Origin of the sequence: Bacillus tuaregi, assembly GCF_900104575.1 — a bacterium.
GTDB classification, from domain to species: domain Bacteria; phylum Bacillota; class Bacilli; order Bacillales; family Cytobacillaceae; genus Bacillus_BD; species Bacillus_BD tuaregi.
On the sequence record NZ_LT629731.1, the window covers coordinates 3,199,994 to 3,222,485 of the forward strand.

The 22,492-nt window shown below is 37.4% G+C and carries 23 protein-coding genes; 5 read left to right on the plus strand and 18 right to left on the minus strand.

The window, feature by feature from the left end:
- Nucleotide 1: 1 nt before the first annotated feature.
- The 5 genes from pstC to BQ5321_RS17825 form a co-directional block, all read right to left on the minus strand.
- Nucleotides 2-967 carry a phosphate ABC transporter permease subunit PstC gene (gene pstC, locus BQ5321_RS17805; RefSeq protein ID WP_071395761.1) on the minus strand — a complete coding sequence of 322 codons (966 nt, stop codon included), beginning with the start codon at nucleotides 965-967 and terminating at the stop codon, nucleotides 2-4.
- Nucleotides 968-1,087: 120 nt separating this feature from the next.
- Nucleotides 1,088-2,056, minus strand: a complete 969-nt coding sequence (locus BQ5321_RS17810) for a PstS family phosphate ABC transporter substrate-binding protein (protein WP_071395762.1) — start codon at nucleotides 2,054-2,056, stop codon at nucleotides 1,088-1,090.
- A gap of 224 nt (nucleotides 2,057-2,280) precedes the next feature.
- The gene (locus BQ5321_RS17815) at nucleotides 2,281-4,374 is read right to left on the minus strand and encodes a peptidoglycan D,D-transpeptidase FtsI family protein (RefSeq protein WP_071396973.1); all 2,094 of its coding nucleotides are present in this window, start codon (nucleotides 4,372-4,374) and stop codon (nucleotides 2,281-2,283) included.
- A 186-nt stretch (nucleotides 4,375-4,560) separates the two neighbouring features.
- Nucleotides 4,561-5,802 (minus strand): MFS transporter, encoded by a 1,242-nt coding sequence (locus BQ5321_RS17820; protein ID WP_071395763.1) that lies wholly within the window; start codon nucleotides 5,800-5,802, stop codon nucleotides 4,561-4,563.
- Nucleotides 5,803-5,929: 127 nt separating this feature from the next.
- Nucleotides 5,930-6,538: a superoxide dismutase gene (locus tag BQ5321_RS17825; RefSeq protein WP_071395764.1), complete on the minus strand. Its 609-nt coding sequence runs from the start codon at nucleotides 6,536-6,538 to the stop codon at nucleotides 5,930-5,932.
- 381 nt (nucleotides 6,539-6,919) lie between these two features.
- Here BQ5321_RS17825 and BQ5321_RS17830 point away from each other — a divergent pair, with 381 nt between their 5' ends.
- Complete coding sequence (locus BQ5321_RS17830; protein ID WP_071395765.1) at nucleotides 6,920-7,624, plus strand: Crp/Fnr family transcriptional regulator; 705 nt, start codon at nucleotides 6,920-6,922, stop codon at nucleotides 7,622-7,624.
- Between the two features lie 56 nt (nucleotides 7,625-7,680).
- Here the strand turns inward: BQ5321_RS17830 and BQ5321_RS17835 are convergent, their stop codons facing one another.
- Nucleotides 7,681-8,160 (minus strand): DUF456 domain-containing protein, encoded by a 480-nt coding sequence (locus tag BQ5321_RS17835; protein WP_071395766.1) that lies wholly within the window; start codon nucleotides 8,158-8,160, stop codon nucleotides 7,681-7,683.
- Between the two features lie 144 nt (nucleotides 8,161-8,304).
- On the opposite strand from BQ5321_RS17835, the gene BQ5321_RS17840 reads away from it, so the two are divergent.
- Nucleotides 8,305-9,090 (plus strand): DUF1189 domain-containing protein, encoded by a 786-nt coding sequence (locus tag BQ5321_RS17840; RefSeq protein ID WP_071395767.1) that lies wholly within the window; start codon nucleotides 8,305-8,307, stop codon nucleotides 9,088-9,090.
- Nucleotides 9,091-9,209: 119 nt separating this feature from the next.
- Here BQ5321_RS17840 and BQ5321_RS17845 read toward each other — a convergent pair whose 3' ends face one another.
- From BQ5321_RS17845 to BQ5321_RS17885, 9 genes are all read right to left on the minus strand, one after another.
- The gene (locus BQ5321_RS17845; protein ID WP_071395768.1) at nucleotides 9,210-9,560 is read right to left on the minus strand and encodes a 2Fe-2S iron-sulfur cluster-binding protein; all 351 of its coding nucleotides are present in this window, start codon (nucleotides 9,558-9,560) and stop codon (nucleotides 9,210-9,212) included.
- Nucleotides 9,561-9,628: 68 nt separating this feature from the next.
- A complete protein-coding gene (locus BQ5321_RS17850) occupies nucleotides 9,629-10,309 on the minus strand; it encodes a GntR family transcriptional regulator (protein WP_071395769.1) in 681 nt (226 codons plus the stop codon).
- Nucleotides 10,310-10,339: 30 nt separating this feature from the next.
- Nucleotides 10,340-10,876: a chromate transporter gene (locus BQ5321_RS17855; protein ID WP_071395770.1), complete on the minus strand. Its 537-nt coding sequence runs from the start codon at nucleotides 10,874-10,876 to the stop codon at nucleotides 10,340-10,342.
- A complete protein-coding gene (locus BQ5321_RS17860; RefSeq protein ID WP_071395771.1) occupies nucleotides 10,873-11,466 on the minus strand; it encodes a chromate transporter in 594 nt (197 codons plus the stop codon). The genes BQ5321_RS17855 and BQ5321_RS17860 overlap by 4 nt, the downstream gene beginning before the upstream one ends.
- A gap of 103 nt (nucleotides 11,467-11,569) precedes the next feature.
- On the minus strand, nucleotides 11,570-12,049 hold the full coding sequence (locus tag BQ5321_RS17865) for a GlcG/HbpS family heme-binding protein (RefSeq protein WP_071395772.1): 480 nt from the start codon (nucleotides 12,047-12,049) through the stop codon (nucleotides 11,570-11,572).
- Nucleotides 12,050-12,077: 28 nt separating this feature from the next.
- Complete coding sequence (locus BQ5321_RS17870; protein ID WP_071395773.1) at nucleotides 12,078-13,541, minus strand: aldehyde dehydrogenase family protein; 1,464 nt, start codon at nucleotides 13,539-13,541, stop codon at nucleotides 12,078-12,080.
- 138 nt (nucleotides 13,542-13,679) lie between these two features.
- Nucleotides 13,680-14,411, minus strand: a complete 732-nt coding sequence (locus tag BQ5321_RS17875) for an iron-containing redox enzyme family protein (protein WP_071395774.1) — start codon at nucleotides 14,409-14,411, stop codon at nucleotides 13,680-13,682.
- A gap of 229 nt (nucleotides 14,412-14,640) precedes the next feature.
- Complete coding sequence (locus tag BQ5321_RS17880) at nucleotides 14,641-15,411, minus strand: creatininase family protein (RefSeq protein ID WP_071395775.1); 771 nt, start codon at nucleotides 15,409-15,411, stop codon at nucleotides 14,641-14,643.
- Between the two features lie 79 nt (nucleotides 15,412-15,490).
- Nucleotides 15,491-15,820 carry a 2Fe-2S iron-sulfur cluster-binding protein gene (locus BQ5321_RS17885; protein ID WP_071395776.1) on the minus strand — a complete coding sequence of 110 codons (330 nt, stop codon included), beginning with the start codon at nucleotides 15,818-15,820 and terminating at the stop codon, nucleotides 15,491-15,493.
- Between the two features lie 255 nt (nucleotides 15,821-16,075).
- Here BQ5321_RS17885 and BQ5321_RS17890 point away from each other — a divergent pair, with 255 nt between their 5' ends.
- Entirely contained in the window at nucleotides 16,076-16,411 is a 336-nt protein-coding gene (locus BQ5321_RS17890) for a hypothetical protein (protein ID WP_071395777.1), read from the plus strand.
- A gap of 396 nt (nucleotides 16,412-16,807) precedes the next feature.
- Nucleotides 16,808-18,190: a hypothetical protein gene (locus BQ5321_RS17895; protein ID WP_071395778.1), complete on the plus strand. Its 1,383-nt coding sequence runs from the start codon at nucleotides 16,808-16,810 to the stop codon at nucleotides 18,188-18,190.
- Between the two features lie 60 nt (nucleotides 18,191-18,250).
- Here the strand turns inward: BQ5321_RS17895 and BQ5321_RS17900 are convergent, their stop codons facing one another.
- The 3 genes from BQ5321_RS17900 to BQ5321_RS17915 form a co-directional block, all read right to left on the minus strand.
- Nucleotides 18,251-18,940, minus strand: coding sequence for an NAD(P)-binding domain-containing protein (locus BQ5321_RS17900; protein ID WP_071395779.1), 690 nt, complete (start codon nucleotides 18,938-18,940; stop codon nucleotides 18,251-18,253).
- Between the two features lie 169 nt (nucleotides 18,941-19,109).
- Complete coding sequence (locus BQ5321_RS17905; protein ID WP_071395780.1) at nucleotides 19,110-20,561, minus strand: hypothetical protein; 1,452 nt, start codon at nucleotides 20,559-20,561, stop codon at nucleotides 19,110-19,112.
- Nucleotides 20,562-21,136: 575 nt separating this feature from the next.
- Nucleotides 21,137-21,811, minus strand: a complete 675-nt coding sequence (locus BQ5321_RS17915; RefSeq protein WP_071395782.1) for a GntR family transcriptional regulator — start codon at nucleotides 21,809-21,811, stop codon at nucleotides 21,137-21,139.
- A gap of 199 nt (nucleotides 21,812-22,010) precedes the next feature.
- Between BQ5321_RS17915 and BQ5321_RS17920 the strand changes: the two genes are divergently transcribed.
- Nucleotides 22,011-22,340, plus strand: a complete 330-nt coding sequence (locus tag BQ5321_RS17920) for a hypothetical protein (protein ID WP_071395783.1) — start codon at nucleotides 22,011-22,013, stop codon at nucleotides 22,338-22,340.
- Nucleotides 22,341-22,492 lie beyond the last annotated feature (152 nt).

The window sequence follows — 22,492 nt, forward strand, 5'->3', positions numbered from 1 at the left end:
CTTAATATTCCTCCTTGAAACGGCGAGAGACATATTGAGCCAGTAGGTTCATCACTAACGTAAATAGGAAGAGTGTAAATCCAACTGCATAGATACTGTAATAAATTGTTGTGCCATAACCAGCATCACCTTGACTAACCTGAACGATATAAGCGGTCATCGTTTGGATAGAGCTTGAAATATCCCAGCTTAAATTGGGTGTTGATCCACCCGCAACGGCCACAATCATCGTTTCTCCAATGGCACGGGAAACACCTAACACAATCGATGCGACAATTCCAGAAATGGCTGCAGGGAGTACGACCTTCAATGCAACTTCAAGTTTTGTTGAACCTAATCCAAGTGCTCCTTCTCGCATTGCCTGTGGTACAGAAGACATGGCATCCTCTGAGAGAGAGGCAATCGTTGGAGTAATCATAATTCCAATCACAATGCCTGGGCTGATGGCATTGAATATTTCTATTGAAGGAAACAGTTCACGCAAAATAGGTGTGACAAATGTTAAAGCAAAGAATCCATAAACAATGGTCGGAACACCAGCGAGAACTTCCATAATCGGTTTAATCATGCGGCGAGTTCTATCTGAGGCATATTCACTTAGATATATGGCTGTTGCCAAACCAATTGGAACAGCAACGATAACTGCAATGAGCGTAACCTTCAATGTACCTGAAATGAGTGGTAAGATTCCAAATGAACCTGGGTCTGAGAAGGGATACCACTTCTGTCCAGTTAAAAATTCACCAATTGATACTCGTTCAAAAAACGTAAACGTTTCAAACAAGAGTGTAAATAAAATACCCAGTGTCGTTAACACCGATACACATGCAGTTAGTAATAGTACTACAGGCATAACGCTATCCATTGAGATGGCTTTTCTTCTTTTTCTTTTTTCCACAATCATTTCTTGGACAGACAACACATTATGATTCTTCGTACTCAAAATGAAAACCCCTTTCATCCCCATGACAAGATGAGAAGCCCTTCGACGTGCTTCTTGTGACACTAGCAAAGGTCATTCGCTCAGGTTGAGAGCCGTCAACGTTAAGCGAATGACTTCCTATTGGTAATGTAAAATTTCTATCGTTTATTTTAAGTCCTCTAACGTTGATAAGGCATCATCATACGATGGGAGTTTCACATAACCAACATCCTCTGAGAGCTCTCCAGCATTTTCTAATGTAAAATTCATAAAGTCATAAATTTCTTCTTTTTTCACTGAATCATTTTTTACGTAAATGAATAATGGACGTGATAAAGGAGAGTATTCGCCACTTTCAACCGTTTCATTTGTTGGTTCAACCGCTCCGTTACCTCCGTCAATTGGCACAACCTTTAAATTCTCTTTGTTTTCTGCATAGTAAGCATAACCAAAGAAACCAATGGCATTTTTATCCCCTGTCACACCGGTCACAAGGATGTTATCATCTTCAGAAAGAGTAGCATTTTCAACAATTGGCTGTTCCTCTAAAATCACTTCATTGAAATAATCATATGTTCCTGAATCAGTACCAGGTGAATAGAATTTAATTTCTTCTTCAGGCCATTCTTCACGGATATCAGACCACTTTTTTGCTGTGCCATCTTCAACCCACATTTGCTTTAATTCCTCAACTGTTAAAGAATCAACCCAATCGTTGTCCTTGTTCACAACGATGGATAAACCATCTTTTGCGATTTCAAATTCAGTATATTCAATTCCAGCTTCTTCCAGCTGCTCTTTTTCTTCATCTTTTATAGGTCGGGATGCATTACTAATATCCGTTTCCCCAGCGATAAACGCCTTAAATCCGCCGCCTGTACCAGAAGAAGCTACCGACACCTTCATATCTGGTTGAACTAAATTATATTCTTCTGCAACAGCCTCCATAATGGGGAATACGGTGGAAGACCCATCAATATTTACCGTTCCTTCAAATTGCTTGCTTTCGCTTGCATGTTCAGGTGAATTTTGATTTCCTTCTGTTACACTTCCTGTGTTTTGCGGTCCACAAGCTGATAACGCTAATGCCCCAGAGATAGCAGCAGTAAGTGCTATGTACTTGAATTTTTTCATGATCCATTTCCCCCTAATTGTTCAGTCATTTATTTTTGTTTTATCTTACAAGTAATACATTAAAGGTTGACTGTTAACGAGGTTTTAATGATTTGTTAAGCTTTTGTAAATATACAGAAACTTGTATATATTTGTCGAAGGCAGAAAATACTTGGGATTAGTTCTTACGGATAAACATTCGTAAAAAAAAATCCTGCCATTTACATAGCAGGATTCCTACACAATTATTGTTGATTATTCTCATTTTTAGCTTCTTCATCGGTATCGGCATTAGAATTCTCATCCGTTGTATTGCCGGCTGCGCGCTGGGCTTTTAACTCAAAATAAGCATCCATAACTTTTTCACCGATTTTCAAATTAGCACGGTTGTCTGTTCCTCCTGTATATGCCCATGGTACAATCACAGACATCGCAATTTCAGGGTTATCGGATGGTGCATAGCCTACAAGGCTGAGATTCATGACGGAAGCCATCTTATATTTTTTGAGCGGACCGTCATAGAAGGATTCAGCAGTTCCTGTCTTGCCTGCCGGTGAATAGCTCTTGCCACCGAAAAAGCCGTTTGCAGTCCCACCCTGCTCCTGCATGACCTTTTTAAAGCCGAGCTGTACACGTTCAATCCAGCCATTCTCCAAATCTAAGCGATTTAACACCTTTGGCTGAATTTCCTGCACAATGGGTCCAAGCTCGTTATCAAGCTGCGGCTCACGAATTTCTCTTACCATATGCGGTTCCATACGGCTACCGCCATTTGCTACCGTTGAAACATATTGAGCAAGTTGCATAGCCGAATACGTATCATATTGTCCAATCGCAAGGTCCATTAAGTGACCTGGCAATGTACTAGAACCTTTAAATCCGTTTTGCTCACCAGGTAAATCAACTCCAGTCCGAACTCCAAGTCCAAACTGGGCAAAATGCTGACGAATCGTATTAAACGCATCGGTGTTTATAGGAAGTGACCCATGTGGAACATAACGGCCTTCACCAATTTTGATCGCCGTCAGAAACATATAGACGTTCGATGAATATTTTAAGGCATTCACATCATTAATCGAACCGAAGGATTTCCAAGATTTTTTCGGCGGTGTACCTGCGATATACAACGGTGCATCATAAAAGCTTGAACCCGGCTTAATCACACCTGTCTGAAAGCCGGTTAACACCGTTGCTCCCTTAACAGCAGAGCCGACATTATAGGTTGTGGTGAACGTACCTAGTGCATCATCCTGCATTACGGTTTTACCTGTTTCCTCATTTCTTACAATCTTCTTACCTGCTAACGATTTAATTTCACCAGTATGAGGATCCATTAATACAACGTAAGCACGGTCCAATAAATTTGTTCCTGGGAATGATTTTGCTGCCCAAAGCTCTTGTTCAATAATCTGTTCAACCGCCAGCTGTAAATCCATGTCAATCGTTAATACAAGGTCCTTCCCTCTTTGACCTTCAGTAATCACTTCAGTGCTAACAATTTCACCAGACTGATCGGTAATATTTTTCACCTTGGCTTTTTGTCCATGTAGTACATCCTCATACTGCTTTTCAAGATAGCTTGTACCAACGCGGTCATTGCGACTGTAATCTCTTGATAGATAATAATCTATTTCTTCCGCTGGCAGCCCTTTATCAGAGGTTGTCACCCCACCAAGGACAGATCGTAATGTATCACTATAAGCATACGAGCGTTCCCAATCGGTTGTTGTGTCTACTCCTGGAAGAAGCTGAAGATTTTCACTTACAACAGCAAATTCTTCTGGTGTGACATCCTTATTTTTGACGATTTGTGGAGTGAATTTATAACCACTTACAAATTCACGGTAGATGGCAATAATTTCTATATCCTGTTCAGATAAGCTGTTTAAATCTGCTTCTGTAATTCGATCGAGGGTTAATTTATAAACCTTACTATCATATTCCTCGTCTTCATATTTGACTTTTAGTTCCTCCAGCTCTTTTTCAGGAACCTTTTTTTCTGCTTCTTTTGGATTCTTAATGATCCAATAATCCTTCATATCTCTTTCTGTGACTTTGTCGGCATCTTTATGGATTAATTTCGCTAGTCTTTCCGCAACCTCGAGCATTTCCGTTTGACTAACACCATTATTCGTATAGGTTATGGCATTTTCTGGAACATTATCGACGACAATTTTTCCATTCGTATCAAACATTTTCCCTCTTGGTACCGGGTTATTAACAGTCACATCCTCGGTTCGTTCGATTTCCCTTTTATAGTCTTCACCATAGACAATTTGGACAACCCCTAGTCGAAGAATTAAGACCGAAAATAATAAAAACACAATAAAAAACAGCATATTAAGACGAAAAGGTACCTGAGTCTTTTTCTTTTTCTTCTTTTTATTATTCAATGTGAACCACACTTCCTCTACTAGACCATACTCATCATTCTTTATAGTAAAAGAAAAACGATTAGAATACCACTAAAAAACCCAATTCTTTTTGGTAATTGCTTCTAAGCGTTTACACAAAAAAAGAGGCTTCTAAGCCTCTTTTTGTTTTCTTTGCGGCAGGTTTAATTGAACACGTCTAATGAACAAATAAATCAAGCTATGGCCAGCCCCCAAGGCAAGAAAAAGAATAGGCAAGCCTTCCTTTGCATCCATCATCTTTACCATAATAAGAAAGAGAAGAATGGAAACAATTCTACCCGCATTTAGAAAAACTTCTCGAACAACTATGTATTCTATTCTCATTTCAGCAGCCTTCCAGCCGCTTCCGATTACATCATAGGTAATCGAAAGATAGGGTACTAATAGAAGCGGATAGGCTATTGCTATCGTAGCAGCATAGATAAGTAATTTAGTGTAGGTGACATCAAAGGCAATGAGAAAAATGGCTGCATACAACAGCAAACCTCCGATTAGAATGGATTTTAAACGCTGATTTTTTTTTATTAACCTTGATACGGCAAAATACGCGAGAAAGGACACTCCTGAATTGATAAGCCCATAGGTTCCTAAAGCCATTTCAGTTCCAGTTGAAAGAAACACAAGCACTGAAATCATAAAGGCAAAGATACCTTCACGGAGACCTTGGAAAAAATGCGCATTTGTGACCATTTTCCAATTAAGATTGTGTTTTCTCTCTGACATAATCCGCTTAAAACAATACTTTCCATTTGCCGGTCTCCTTTTTAATGAGAAGCTTAAAAAGACGGCCAAGGCAAACAGACCTAATGATATCCCAAAAACGATGGAATAACCGCTGAATTTTTCTAATTTAGAAATAATAAATCCGGCTGCAAACGGACCAATCATTCCACCAGCGGAGGTAAGAATACCAAGGAAACCATTAAAAAAATCTCTTGTTTCTGGCTCCGTTATTTCAAACGTTAGTACGTTAAAGGCAAGCCAATAAAACCCATAACCCATGCCCAAGAGTGTCCCAAGGACTAATAAATACTTTGAGGCTGATGCACCAAAACCTAGCACACTTAAATAAAAAAGGGCGAGAAAGATGACGCCGATCCTTAAAACGATCACTCTGTCTATCTTCTTTGCCCATCTGCCGGCAAGAATAAATGTAAATGGCTGCGCTACTGTTACCGCTAGATTATAAAAGCCAATATCCAGCAGCTTTCCTGTCTGTTTCCACAAAAAAATATTTACGAATGTATTAGACAGGGCAACACTCAAGGAATATAAGCCGCCTATAAGCAGCAGAAGGGTTAAATCCTTCGTAAGTTCAATATCACCAATCAAATGTTTTTTTAATGTGCTCATAGAAAAACTCCCTTTTGTCTCTATGGGGTAGTCTTTACAAAACAGCACTCGTTATTCAAAAAACATAGAAAGACCGACAGAATTTTTCTCTTCTGCCGGTCTTACGCTTAAATCAGATGTAACTTTATTATTTTGCTGCTTCGTAGCGTTTTGTAACTTCTTCCCAATTAATCACATTAAAGAATGCATTAATATATTCAGGACGACGGTTTTGATATTTTAAATAGTAAGCATGCTCCCAAACATCAAGTCCAAGAATTGGTGTTTTGCCTTCCATTAATGGAGAATCCTGATTTGGAGTGCTAGTTACTTCAAGGCTGCCATTGTTTACAACAAGCCAAGCCCAGCCTGAACCAAAACGAGTTGTTGCTGCTTTTGCAAACTCATCCTTAAAGCTTTCATAGCTACCAAATTTGCTGTTAATTGCATCAGCAATTGCACCTGTTGGCTCTCCACCGCCATTTGGTGAAAGGATTTGCCAGAATAATGAGTGGTTAGCATGTCCACCGCCATTATTACGGACAGCAGTACGTGCAGCTTCAGGAACCGCATCTAAATTGGCAATCACTTCTTCAACAGATTTAGAAAGAAGCTCATTGTTGCCCTCTAGAGCATTGTTTAAGTTCGTTACATATGTGTTGTGGTGCTTTGTGTGGTGAATGTTCATCGTTTCTTTGTCAATATGAGGCTCAAGAGCATCATATGCATACGGTAATTGTGGTAATTCAAATGCCATTATTAATTCCTCCAAATAACTTTTTTATTTTCTTTAGATTCTGTTCACAAAAAATTCATAAACACTAAAGAACTAATATTAGATTACCAAATTCAACTAATTATTATCAAATAATACGCATTCATTTTTAACACAAATATCCTTTTCTATTCATATGACCGTTCTATAGGTCATTAATAGACCCTTTCTTCATCATTATTTTAATATATTGATTCCTTCGATAAAAATTCGAAAAATTGTCAAGAATGTCCCAACTAGCCATCTGTCAACGATATTAGTCATATCTTCCTATTTTAACTTCCAATATTTGACAAATGGTAATTGAATAGAAAGCGGTTTTTTGCTTTAATCAAATTAGAAGAAAAAAGGGGTGTAACAGCTATGTTTGAAGTAAAGGAATTAAACATTTCCCTTTATAGTCTATTAATTCAGTATTTTATTGATAAAGAACCTATTCAAAAATTCCCAGCAGGCGCTTACCTTTTCCAAGAAAAAGAGGAGGTTGAGAACATTTACCTTCTCCTTAACGGGAGTGTATCTGTTGGACGTGTTCATGTAAAAGGAAAGGAATTTATACTCAAAATATTAAGCGGTGAAGAACTAATTATTGAGTATGAATTATTCAAAAAAAGGCCTACCTATCATTTTTTCGCAAAAACAATGTCAAACTGTGAAATGCTAGTCATAAAAAAATCACAGCTAGAGGAATATGCCTTAAGAGAACCAGATGTACTTGGCGCACTAACCAATTGGCTAAGTGTACGGTATGTAAAATCACAGATAAAATGTCAAGATTTAATCATGAATGGAAAAAAAGGCGGTTTATATTCGATTCTAATTAGATTATGCAATAACTATGGTATTGTAACTGAAAACGGAATCCTGATTGATTTACCTATTACCCATCAAGAGCTAGCTAATTTAACGTTTGGTACACGGGAAGTCATCCAGCGGATGCTGAAGGAGCTCCGTGAAAAGGACGTTCTTACTTATGACAATCAACGTTTTACGGTTAAAAACTTAGCTTATTTAAGACAAGAAGTTGATTGCCAGCACTGTAGTAAAGAAATCTGTGGTATTAACTAATTAGTAATTCATCTAGAATTCTAGAGGGTGCCATAGAGCACCCTCTTCGACAATTATTAGATCACCCAAATAAAGTATAGAATCATCACAAGCTGAACGGCACCCTTTGTCACCACGCTGCTAATAAAGCCAACAACAGAGCCAAAGCCAATTTTCACAGCTTCCTTCAGCTCCACTTTATGGACAATCAGCTCCGCTATAACGGCACCGATGAAGGGTCCAAGAATAATCCCCAAAAAAGGGATAATAAACGGTCCTACTAGTAAACCGATTGTACTTCCCCAAACTCCCGCTTTCGAGCCGCCAAACTTTTTCACGCCTATTATATTGGAGATATAATCAGCCCCAAATAACAAGAGTACAAATAACCCTTGAATTAGCCAGAAAATCCAATTAAAAGCAGAAAACGAGAACAAAAAGCCGTACAAAATAAACCCAGCGAAAATAAATAAGACACTTGGTATGACTGGATACACCAACCCAACAAACGCCACAATAAATAAAAGGATAATTAAACCCCAATATACATAATCCATCAGCAGCCTCCTTAATAACACTTCTCATTTGTTATACGATTGAAATGCCTCTATTATCTCAATAATTCCCTACTTTTCTTTAAATTGTACAATTTAATTGGAGAAGGTTACAATAAGAAGTGAATTTTTACAGGGGTGTGCATAATGAATATATTTAAACAGCTAATTGTAAGTCTTTATTCGCCAAGAAACATCGCAGGATTTCGACAACAAGGAACAGGAAAAACGATATTCTATGTTTTTTTCCTGACCCTTCTTTCCGTCCTTCCAAGTATCTATTACTTCAGCACTTCTATGATGGCAGGATTTAACGCGGTTGAAGATACCATTACAAGTGAAATACCTTCATTTACAATAGAAAATGGTGAATTAGTAGTAGAGGAAAATGCACCAATTACTATAAAAAGCGGGGATTTGACCGTTGTTTTTGACGGTACGGGAACTCTTGATCAAGCTGATGTTTCGCGATCCGACAATACGATTTTTTTCTTAAAAAATGAAATAACGTACACAATTACAGGTCAAACACAATCCTTTCCCTATTCAATGCTGGGAGACACTGCTGTCACAAAAGAAGATCTTTTATCCATAATTAACTCACTAGATTCCCTTCTACCTGTGATGCTTCCCATAACATTGATCATCATTTATTTATTCTCAACGGCTATGAAATTTATTGAAGTGACCATTTTGGCATTAATCGGTCTTGCCTTAAAAAACCTAGCTGGAAAACCACTTCGGTATGGTCAGTTATTTCGCTTAGCAGCCTATAGTATCACATTGCCTACTATTTTCTTCATTATTATGGACAGTTTACAAACGGTCGTTCCGAGTGGTTTTTTCATCCACTGGTTTGTAGCTATCATGATGCTAATGCTCTCTATTAAAGAAGTTCAATCCGATAGTACAGAAGGAAAGACAGACATGTAAAGCTTTCCTTCTCCATAAAGAAACTCATCCTAATTAGCATAGGATGAGTTTCTTTCATTTTGCCTTTTTTTATCATTAATGTGAACGCCCTTAATTGCCTCAAAATAAATGACTCCTTTTTACTCTCCTGCTGTAACCTTTGCCTTTAATTTATCCGGCTTTCTTTTTATTACCTGTTTTTTAATTTCCTCATCCCAAGAAATTTTGATATCACCATTTGTTACAAAGGTCTGACAGCCTAATCGGTACCCTTTTTCTAGCAGCTCATCACCTAATTTTCTTCTTTCCTGTACTTTAACATTATCTAGGAATTCAGCGCCTTCTTCAATTTTACATACGCAATTGCCGCAAATTCCTCCGCCACAACGGTTTGGCAGCTCGCCATCATAACGAAGGGACATTCTTAAAACACTGGAATTCTCAGGCACTTCAATTATCTTATCGCTCGTAATAAAGTGAATTTTTGGCATAGTATCATTTCCTCCTAATATATAAATTTCAATTATCAGTTACAGAAAGCATAAGTTATGCAAGCCGCTTACTTTTTGAGTCTTACTTTCAAGTTATCCATGTAATTTATATAAGCCTTCTTTGAATTCTCAATATGAATTTTCATGAGATATTCAGCCATCTCCGCTTCCTGATTACGTAATGCCGTCATGATGCTAATATGTTCCTTTAATGATTCTTGTCTTCTGCCTGGAGTTTCATAGCCCATATTTGCCGACATATGGATGTAGTCGATAAGACCGGATAGAATTTCATATAGTTTCGGACTTTTCGAAGCTTTATTAATCAAATGGTTCATCTGAATATGTTCAAGATTAAAAGTACCTTCATTTTTTTCTTGTATTTCTTTTAGCTCCTGAATCTTTAAGTCGAAGGCCTTTTGTGTTTTCGTATCCATTTTTTGTGCGGCTAGCTTTACTGCTAGCACTTCCAGTGAGGATAAGATCGTAAAGACTTCAATGACCTGCTCTTCAGAAATATTAGATACAACGACACCTTTTCTTGGTACCGTTTTAACATATCCTTGCGATTCTAAACGAAACAACGCTTCCCTTATAGGGGTACGGCTAATGTTTAATTTGGCTGCAAGTTCTCTTTCAATTAGTCTGTCTCCTGCTTTGTACGTCCCTTCTAGAATTAAGTCTTTCAGATACAAATAGGCGTGTTCTCGAACTGAAAGAAGATTGTTTTCCTTCCATTGTATTTCCATTCACTCCCCCCCTATTAGCTTTGTTATGCATCAGGCAACTTGTAGAAATATTCCACCATAAACTAGAGCCCCGATAATAACTAAAGAAGGATGGATTTTCCACTTGTTCAATGTTAAATAGCTAAGTACAGTTAATAAAATAAGATGTATAATTCCGCTACCTTCAAAGAATGTTAAAAAGAATTGATAGGCCATCACTGCAAGAAGTACGGCAATAATGGGCTGAACTGCTTTTGTCATCAGCTTTACTTCTGCTGAATCTTTAAATAAATCAACAAACTTAAAAAGGATGATGACCGCAATGGCTGAAGGTAAGATGGTTCCTGCAAGCGCAATAGTTGCTCCTAGAACTCCCCCTATTTCAAATCCAATAAAACCGGCAAGCTTTGTTGCGATTGGTCCAGGTAAGGCATTTGCAATGGCTAACAGATCGCCAAACTCTGATAATGTCATCCAGTCATAATTATTGACTACTTCATTTTGGATTAACGGTATGGTTGCAGGGCCGCCGCCATAGCCTAATAAATTTGCTACAAAAAATGCCCAAAATAAATCCCAATACATCATAAGCTTTTTTCCTTTCTCTCAATAATGACTTCGGCAGTCTTTGCAGCCTTTTTCTTGCGCCGTGCAATGAAGAAAGCAGAAAGCAAGAATGCAGCAATTAAGATTCCTGGATGAAGTCCGATGATTTGCATGGTGACAAAGGAAATAGCTGTAAAGATGATCATTTTTGACAATCCTAAACCCTTATGACCCTTTTTATAAAAGCCATAAGCCATTTCTGCTAGCATATAGCCGATAACAGGAGTAACACCTAGAACCATACCACCGACAATTGGTGAGTGACGATAGGCATACAGTGCTCCTAGTAGTCCAATCAAAGCAATAATTGATGGCAGAATATGGGCAAGAATAGCAACCGTTGCCCCTAGACTTCCTTTTACTTTATATCCAATATAGGCAGCCATTTTCGTTGCAATGGGACCCGGTAACGTATTGGCGAGCGCCAACACATCCCCAAACTCTTCTTCCGTCATCCATTTGTATTTTTTTACAACCTCATATTCTATTAATGGAATGGTTGAAGGTCCTCCTCCAAATCCGGTTAAACCAGTGCGGGCAAATCCAATAGATAATTCAATATAAGGATTCAACCTCAATCTCCTCTTTTCTAAAAAGTTACTATTATTTAGTTAGCTATTTAACAAGGACCTCATTTCACCATTGAAGATAGAATGAATGAGGTCCTAGCTATTCTTATTTCTTTATATCTGCATCAGTAATCACTTCATAACCTTTGTCTGCCACTACAGCTTGCAAAGCTTTTAGGGCAGCAGTACCTACTGCCGTATCCTGTTCCCCATTACCGCCGCTTATGCCGACTCCGCCAACAACTTCTCCGTTTACTACGATCGGGAAACCGCCAACGAAAATAGCGAATTTTCCGTCAAGCATATGCTGAATACCAAATGCTTCATTACCAGGTAATGCCGGACCATTTGGCTCTTTATTAAATAAATGTGTGGAACGCTTGTGACCAGCGGCCGTAAAAGCTTTCGCAATCGCAATTTCTGGACCTGTGATACGAGCTCCATTCATTCTTTCTAACGCAATCACATACCCGCCATCGTCAACAATAGCAATGGTTTCTAATACATTGATTTCTTCAGATTTCTGCTTTGCAGCTTCAATCATTACTTTTGCTTCTTCTAATTCTAACTTTAAAGATGTCTTCATGTGTGATCTCCTCTATCCCTTTTGTTAATTAATAGCCAACATAGACTGTTTTTACTTGACTGAAAAATTCTAAACCAACTCTGCCGGATTCACGGAAAGTTGAAGTACTTGATTTTTTAACTCCACCAAATGGTGCATTCATTAGGTTTCCGGTTGTCGTACGATTTACTTTAACGGTTCCAGCTTGAATATCCTTTGTAAACTGATGGGCAGTCTTTAAGTTATTAGTAATAATAGAAGCGGATAAGCCATACTCTACATCATTAGCAATCTCTATTGCTTCCTCATACGAATTCACTTCAATAATAGCTATAACAGGCCCAAAGATTTCTTCTTTTGCAATTCTCATGCTAGAGCGAACATCTGTAAAAATAGCCGGCTGAACAAAATAGCCTTTTTCGTACTCCCCGCTTGTCAGCTGTTCACCGCCATATACAAGGGTTGCACCATCTTCTTTACCGATTTCAATATAGTTCAGAACATTCTTCAGCTGCTTTTCATTTGCTAACGGACCAATCTTTACACCGTTTTCAAAGCCATTGCCTACTTTTAAGGCTTTTGTTTTTTCAATTAACTTCTCAACATATGCATCTTTTACTTCCTTCATGACAATAACACGACTCGTGCCAGTACAAGCCTGACCTGTTAAAGAAAATCCGCCATTTACAGTCAAAGTAGCTGCCTGATCGACATCTGCATCATCCATAACGATAATAGGGTTTTTACCACCTAATTCCATTTGTAATCTAGTTGTAAAAGATGATTTATGATGAATATCTTCACCCGCTCCAGTTGATCCTGTAAACGTTACAGCTTTAATCGCTGGATCTGTTACTAACAAATCTCCTACATCAGAAGCTTTCCCTGTTACTAGATTGATAACGCCTTTTGGAATACCTGCATTATGTAATGCCTCAACAAGACGTACAGCTATTAGAGGGGTATCTGATGAAGGTTTAAACACAACAGTATTACCTGTAATTAATGCAGGAGCAATCTTACGAGAAGGAATCGAAATAGGAAAATTCCAAGGAGTAATGACACTTATAACTCCAAGTGGTTCACGCTCAGTTGAAACTTTCATATTTGGATCATCATTTGGAAAGGTTTCTCCAGTAAAGGTTTGCCCTTCAACTGCGTAAAACCGTAGTGTTTGGGCTGAGCGTATGACTTCATTCTTAGCATCTGAAACATGCTTTCCTTCTTCTCGAGTCAATTCTTCAGCAAGAGCCTCAGCATTTTCTTCAAGGATATCTGCAGCTTTATTTAAGATGGCTGCACGCTTAGAAGGAGCAGTAGCCGCCCAGCTCGGAAATGCTTCAACAGCTGCATCAATCGCTTGCTTTACATCTTCTTCATTAGAGGCTTGAAAAATCCCAACAATCTCTTCCTTATTAGCCGGATTGATATTGGTAAATGTTTTTTGACTTACAGATTCTGTCCATTCACCATTAATATAGTTGCTGAATGTTTCTACTTTTGTTGTAAGCACTCTATCACCTATTCCTTATTTATTATCACATAGCTTTATTTATAAAAATGGGCCGTCATGTAGAATCTCGGTTAGAAGATTATATTTGACGGCCCAGAAGGGGAAGACGTTAATCCCCCTCTTTAGTCATTACTTTAATTATTTATTTTCTACTAAATTACCAAGGTCTTGCTCTAAGTATTCTCTGTATAGACCATCCATGTACATTCTTCTCATGTTTGCACCTACACGTACAATTTCAATACAACGTTGTTGTAATTCTGGAGTATTCGCATGATCAAGAACAATCTTATAACCGCGCTCACCATGAATTTCGTCTGATACGATGTGAAGGTCAAAGAATTCGATTTCTTCATCTGTAAATCCGTATTGCTCACGTAATGCCGGAGTTTGCTTACGGTAGATATCTGGTACTTGAGATTCTAATCCTACTACTAGTGCTGCAGTTGCTACAACAAAATGTTCACGTGCTGCAACTGAGTAGCACCAGCTTTGAAGACCTAGTGTTGTAGCAGCCATGTTTTTAGGATCTTGAACTCGTTCACGAGTTGTGCCACATGCTTCAGCAAAACGGATTAATAAATCTGTATGACGGTCTGCAGCGATTTCTTCTTCATACATATTTTGTAGAGTGAAGTCTTTTGCTGACTCATACTCAGGGATGTCTGGAGTATTGTGATAGATATATGCTAAGTAGTTTGCGAAAGGTCCTACATAGTGATAGTGGTTTTCAGCCCATCTAGCAAAGTGCTTTCTTTCTAATTTCCCTTCAGCCCAAGCCACTGTGAATGGAGCCTTTTGGCTGTGATTTCCTTTAATCGCTTCCTCTAATTCTTTACGGAATTCGTCTTTAGATAATAATTTAGTCATTACTTTTTCCTCCTCAATATTTACCAAGAATGTTATCTAATAATCTGGTATTTGATATTTTGTATACCAACCACCTTAGAATAAAAGTCTGAATATTTTTTTGTTTCAGTTTATCTTTTATTTTTTGGTATTTGGTATACCGTTAACTAGATATTAAACTATATTTTCTAGTTTGTAAATAGTGTTTTCTAAATTTTTTAAAAATTTTAATTATTATCGATTCATGCTTCTACTTCACTACTTCTGCTTCTATTTTCATCAAAGTAACAAGTTCTGATGATAAATTATCCAATGCTTCCTCAACGATCTGCTCACCTATTTCCAAGCTTCCCTTCGTGGCATCACCAATACATCCGTTTTCAGTCATTTCTTCATAGGTATAAAACCCTTGAATCGCCTTCCCAGGTCTAAGTTGCTTCCATCTACCAGTTTCCTGAATTGCACCCTTTACAAGCTTCTCCTTACGTACAAGCTCAGGCGCTAAGTATAAAGCCTCTGAAACTTCACGCTCACAGCTGTGACCGAAAAGCTTGGATTCAACTAAACGTCCGATTGCATTCTTGGCTGACGCCGTTGTTTTAGCATAATAGACTTCAACATCTAATTCATTTGACAAAGTCAATGATGCTAGACTCAAGGTTGATTGATTACCACCGTGAGAATTTAACAATAAAAATTTTTCAACTCCATGGTGTTTTAATGAGGATATCATATCCTTCAGGATAGCCATTAGGGTTTCCGGTCGCAGTGATATGGTACCCGGAAAATTCAAATGGTGCTGTGATACTCCCATATTAATAGTCGGAGTGACAAGGGCATAAGGGTACATTCTCTCCCCCAGTTTTTTAGCCATTCTTTCCGCCAGTACAGCATCACAGCTTTCAACCATATGTGGACCATGCTGCTCGTGTGCTCCTATCGGAATAATAACAAACTTCACATTTTGTAATGATTCCTTCACTTCTTCCCATGTCATAGCTGTTAAATCATAACAAGCCATCTAATCACCTGCTTTTCTTTATTCATTCAATTCCAATTTAAATACCGAATCGGCATTTTGTATACCTAACTACCATGAATTAAATTGATGATGATAATTTTTTCTTAGGGGGATCAATTTTAATATTTTCCTGTGATATTTCAATATCTTGCTGAACAGTCATTTGGCATGTTAAGCGGTAGCCTTCAGTTAATTTGTCGCCGAGCATTTTTTCTTCCTTCCAATTTGGTGGCGTAACCCCATCTGCTCCATTAATTACCTGGCATACACATTTTGTACATCTGCCCATTCCACAACCATATTTTAATTGAGGAAACTGACGAGTTCCGGCTAAAACAACCAGGTTGGCATTATCCTTTACCTCTTGTTCAACAACTGTTCCATCTACATGGAGGATTACCTTTGGCATACAATCGCCCCTTTATCATATTTTCTAAGTTTTTTGAAAACTAAGTTTATTATACTAGAATCTTTATGGAAAAGCAAAAACAACATGCGTATAGTATTATTTAAAAATTTTGAAAATTATATTGAATATTTGATAAACATCCATTAAACTAGTAAACAAGTAGTTTGGTATACAATATTCCAAGCTTTAATACCTGTTAACATTTTAAATTGTACGCCTGCTTACGTACAAAATTTTATCTTAAGGAGTGGTACTATGGAAAAATACGCTGTCCTTACGAATAAGGATACTTTCCAAACTGTATTGGAGAATGATGCACTTGAATTAGTTGAAACATATCAATTCTATTTTTTCGATAGTCTTAAGGCAACTTACACGATCGCGAAAATCGTTGATGACCATGCTAAAATTACCTTATATGAAAAATATGATGGTAAAGATTATATTAACAAAATTCATGTTAAATTTTTTGAAACATTCCCAACCATTGAAGAAGCACGTGAGGAATTAAATGAAATCGTTAAGGCATCTGGAAATAGCGAGGATTCTCAGCATTCTAAATTAGTCAAAATCGAAAATGCCAATGTATGATGACTATTTTATCGTAATCCCGGAGAGAATACATATCTCTCCGGGATTATATTTGTTATAAAACAACTAAACCTGGTCGATGACAAAAATAAACCGTCATATAGTGATGACGGTTATAATAGGATTATATGTTTTAAAATTTTAATAATTTTCTTAAAAGCACTAACTTTTTCTCAGACTTTTCAACAGCTTTATGAGAACCGAATAAAAAGTTAAACATAGCTCATACCTCCGAATATTCAATTAATATTATTTACATCTTGATTATACAATGTTTTTAGCAAATTGTATACCAAATGCTAAAATTTATGGTAAATTTATTAATAATTAACGCAAATATATCTATATGGTATACCATGCGGATGTTTTCCATATTATAAGGATTAGGGTGATGTCATGTTACGATTTCTTTTCTTATCTGCCATAACGCTATACTTACTATCTACTTTGTTTCCGCTTCTTAGTATCGGACCGTCTATATCGATTCTATGTCTTGTAATCGTCTTATGTACAATCGGGATAGTAAAAAAATTTGTAAGGATTCTAGGTAGCATTTTCCTGTTACTAGGCTTATTGCTGCTTTGGACGAGCGGTGCAGCTTGGAATGAATACATCCTTTCCTTTGGTTCCATGCTTGATCTTCTTACCCTGTTTACATTAGTACCTATATTAGGGATACCGATAAAATTGGGAGAATATAGTGAAGGAATAAAAACACTTATTCACAAAAAGGTTAAAACCACTGGAAAGCTATATATGTTAACTTCAGGAATCTCTTACTTTTTCAGTATCTTTATGAATCTCGCAACACTCCCAATGACCTACTTTTCCATTAGACCCGCTCTCGATAGCTTTCCAATCAAACAGGAAAATCGTTTTTTAAGCAGGGCCATTACACGTGGATTTGCCATGCCGCTATTGTGGGCACCGGTAACTCCTATTGTTGGAATTGTTGTCGGAATGACAGGTGTCAGCTGGCTTTCCATCCTTCCCTATGTTTTGCCGTTAAGCATTTTTGGATTATTACTGGACTGGTTTCTTGGCAGACAAAAATCTTCAACGAAAATAGAAGACCAGGTTTCGGCTTCGGTCTCCGAATTAGCGGCAACCAAAGAGGATAGCAAAAAGGATTCTCCCGTACGAGTCCTGCAAATTTTACTAGCCATTGTCGTTTTTATTTTGGTTATTTCAACATTAGAAACCTTATTAGATTTTTCCTTTATCATTCTCGTCTCTTTATTAGTGATTCCATTTTCATTTGTTTGGGGTTTATTATTAAGAAAGGGCAATGATTTCTTTATTCAGTTGATTGATCATTTTAAGACCTTTACTGTGGGTATGAAGGATCAGTTCTTTATTTTCCTTTCTGCAGGTTTTTTAATCTCAACGATACAAGTCTCTCATGCGAATGAATATATAAATGAACGGACCCTTGATTTTATTCATGTTACAGGAGCAGAAGTTTTCATCATATTACTTCCGCTCATCCCTTTAGGTCTTGCTTTTGTCGGGCTTCACCCTGCCGTAAGTCTTTCTTTAATAGCTGGAGCCCTAAATCCAAGCCTTCTTGGGATTTCACCGTTTGTCCTAACCGTAGCGATGTTAACCGGAGCCGTTGCCTCCTTCCTTGTCGGTCCATATAATGCAACAATTGGGCTCATGTCGAATATCATTAAAGAAAGTTCCTTTAAAGTATCCAATTGGAATCTTGCCTATACAGGCTTATACGTTGGTTTAGCAATGGTTTACTTAATAGTATTAGAAATGATTATGTCCTAAATGAAAAAGGAACCCCCGGAGAAAAATCTTTTCTAGGGGTTCCTTTTGTAGTCCTTGCCATCATTTTGACTTGGACAGCTGTATTTCCTTCACTATTTCCTTTGCAAAATGCCCAAGAGACCCATTACTGTAAGAGCGAATAACCTCGGGTGCAATGGATGTTAAAGCTCTTTTAACATATTCTGCGGACAGACCTTTTTCTGCAAAAATAGCCTCAATCTCAATAGCTGCTTTTGCTGCATAGAAGGTAGCTAATTTATTGACCTGAACCAATCGATCCTCTTCATCTATCATGATTTGACCAAGCTTCTGGAATAATTCTTCAATCGGCCCAGGCAATGGTGTTTCACTGATAAACAAAGCCTCACCGTGCTCAAACAAATCTCTCGCATGTCCCATAAATTTCACTCCAAAAACCGTTAATTGTGGAAAAGCACTGATAATCTCCTTGGAATTTAATGCCGTTGCCATATTCACAAGCATAACCTTCGTTAAGTCAAGTCCTTCTGAACGTAAATTTTCTAAAAAGGGAGAAATATCCTTACCCGATAGCGCTAATATAAGAATATTAATTTCCGCTAAATCCTTCTTTTCAAGAATATATCCATTTTGAAATTGATTAATAAATGTTTCTGACTTTTCCTTCGTAGGATGGTACACACCAATGTCCAATTGCTGCTGGTCCCATTGTTTCATTAATGCCGATCCTAATCTACCTATTCCTACTAAGCCTACTTTATAATTCTCCATTTCATTACCTCCAATTTGTTAATCGATTATTCAAAACGTCCATATCTGTATAGGCAAAAAAAATGGCTCCACCTCAAAATAATGAATATATTTTGGGTTAGAACCTGCAATATTTATGGTGATAGGATTATATAATAAGATTATGGATATTATTTTATTCTATTAGGTACTACCAGATAATAATTGCGGCTAATGTGGAAAGGAAAAGTCCAACTATAACTGGAATAAAATTTCTTCGAGCTAACTCCATTGGCTGTAATTTCAAGAAACCAGCAACGGCAACAAGTGAAGACCATGCAACAAGTGTTCCACCTGCCCAAATTGCGCCCATTTGTCCAATTGCTGCTAAAGTCGATGCATCCATACCTGCAGTCGCTAATGCACCAGATAATGCACCTGTTAATGGTAAACCGGAGAACCCCGATCCATCAAGACCAGTTATTAAGCCGACAATCAATAATCCGAAGCCAGCAAGGAATTCATTTTGCGGAACATAGGTCTGGGCTGCTTCAATCACATCGAATAGAAAAGCGGGCTTTGCTGCATCTTCTCCTAATGAGAGAATAGAACCAGTAAAATCTGAACTACCCATAAAGAAGAAACCGGCAATTGGAATAACTGGCGCCATGGCACGAAAAGCAAATACAAAGCCATCTGTAATATGGTCACTGACTTTATCCAATGCATGCATCCGATTAAATGCAAGCGTTGCCAAAATTAATAGTATTACCGCTACACCACCGATAAAAGCGGCCCCATCTCCACCTTCTAACCCTGTTCCACCAGAAAACTTATTTTGGAACATGTAAATCATAACACCAAGTAGCGATAACGGAACAAGAACAGAAAAGATTTTACCATACTTTTGTTTTCTTTGAACCATTACTGGATCTTCTTCCACTGCAGCTGCCATTTCATTTGCAGCATCAAAAAATACAGCTTCTTCTTCGTTGCTTTTTTCTGTTTTTGCACCTGAACTGGAGTTTTTATGTATGGCCTTATAATGTGACACATACACAATCACCAGTGCACTTAAACCAGTAATTAAAGAAAGGACTAATGCTTTATCTGTTACCAAAGAGGTTTCTATACCTGCTGCTGTAGCGCTCAGCATTGGGGCTACCTGCATGATATAGTCGGAGGACAATGCCATCCCTTGTCCAGCAATACAAACAATACTGGCTGCAGCCATGACTGGTAGTCCAGCCTTTACAGCTGCAGGCACTAATAAAGCACAGATTAGTGGAACCGCAGGGGTTGGCCAAAAGAATAGCGAAATCACATACGTTACAACCATTAGAATAAGGTATGAAACATGACCATTAAGCATAATCTTCTGAATGGGGGCAACCATTTTCTGATCTGCTCCTAGATCTTTTAAAGCATTCAGCATCGCAATCATTAGTGATATGATCAAGAATATATTGAATAATTCTTTAGCCGCCACTAAATTTGCGTTAAAAACGCCTTGAAATCCTGAAACAATACTTCCTTTATATAAAGCTGCTACCAAAAAAGTTCCAACAAGTACCGGTAACACTACACCTTTTCTAAAGAGCATTGTAATCACTACTGTCAAAGTCACAAGTACATAGATCCAATGTGCTAATGTTAGTTCCATATATTCCCTCCACCTACTATATTTGCTATTGCGATAAAAGATCTTGATTTTTGCATTTAGTATTTGGTATACCTAAAAAGCTTGTAATCTAGCAAAAAAAAATTAGTTAATACCCCCTAACCCGAAAATAATAATAGGTCTGCACTCTTAACAGGTCATGTTGCCATCCTCCTTTTTCACTATAGACGTATTGGAAATACTATATCATTTATTTGAAGTATTGTGCAACAATTTTGAAAATTTTATAAATTAGATATTTTAAAACTTTAAGTTTGTCATCATCAGATAAATTTGCTACTATTCAACATAAGCTTTTTCTTTTTAGGTATAAGAAGCACCTTCCCTCCCTCCGGGTGATTCTTATACTTTTTTCATGTAATGTTTTATAACATTTATATGTTTTTTATATTATAAAATATTAAAAATTGTCTGTATGTCGAAATCCGTCATCAAAAACCGCATATTTTATGACATTTTTTTCACTTTTACGTAATATTTCCTTACATTCGTATGGATGATATGGCAAATTAACGTAAACAAAAAAGAAGAGCCTCGCAGCTCTTCTTTTTTGTTCTTTAATCATTTTTATCATGATTAACAGCATCAATATACGCTTTCTTAGAATTTTCAATGTGGATTTTCGTAAGATATTCAGCCATTTCTGTTTCCTGATTTATTATTGCCTTCATGATCTCTACATGTTCTCTCATTGACTGCTCAGGTCGACCTTCATTACGGTAACCAGTCTTTGCAAATGCACGAATATAATCTGATAATCCACTTAGCATTTCAAAAAGCTTTGAGTTTTTAGCGGAACTGTATAATAATTCATTCAATTCATTATGTAAAGCAGCATAATCCTTACTATTATGATCATTTAAATAACCTTCAACCTTTTCTATGCTGGCTTGAAACTTCTGCTTTAGCTCTTCATCTAGCTTTTGGACAGCTAATTTAGCAGCTAGAACTTCTAAAGCTGATAAAACAGTAAAAACCTCCAATATTTCTTTTTCCGTAATATCAGCAACGATTACACCTTTGCGAGGAACCGTTTTTACAAATCCTAGTGATTCTAAACGAAACAATGCTTCACGAATAGGTGTCCGGCTTATATTTAACTTTTCTGCCAATTCTCTCTCAACTAACCGGTCTCCTGCTTTTAGCTCCCCTTCAAGAATCAGATCCTTAAGGTGCAAGTAAGCTCTTTCTCGTATCGAGATTAGATTTTCCTCGGACCAATTTTTTGCCACATGTCTCCCCTCTTCCAGTTATATACATTATTAAAATTATAGCTTACAGACTGGTTTAGTTCAATGATATTTCCAAAATGTTGATAGAATTCAACTTCAATCCTGTTGACAGTTTCATCTCACTCTAACTGTTCTAGGTGAAGGCAGACAAGCATATCTATTAATAGGATGATGTTTTTGATAGAGGGAGGAAGAAAATATGAAGCGCTTAGTCGGAGTATTCGTTATCCTTTTAATCCTATATGCCGTCTATTATGACTTAAGCGAAGGCACTCTTCCCGCTAGTTTTACCAAAGAAACAGCTGTAGATTCAGCAGCCAAACAGACCGAAGAAACGACATACTTTGAACAAAAGGTTGATGCAGGAGATACGGTTATTTCTATTATCGAAGACCACCTCAATGAATCCATCTCAGTCCCCATTACAGAAGTGATAAATGATTTTAAAGAATTGAATAAAGGAGTTTCACCACAGGAAATTCAACAGGGTATGGTCTATAAATTCCCTGACTACTCTAAAGCACATTAAATAGTAGCATGCTGGAAAGAATCTACATATCAACTTCCTTGTCAATTTCCTATCTTCATTGCTACAATAAATATAGTCCTGTAAAATAAGGAGTAGAGGCTGTTTTGATTTATCAAGCTGCCCACACATGATTATTTTCAAAATCTAATCTA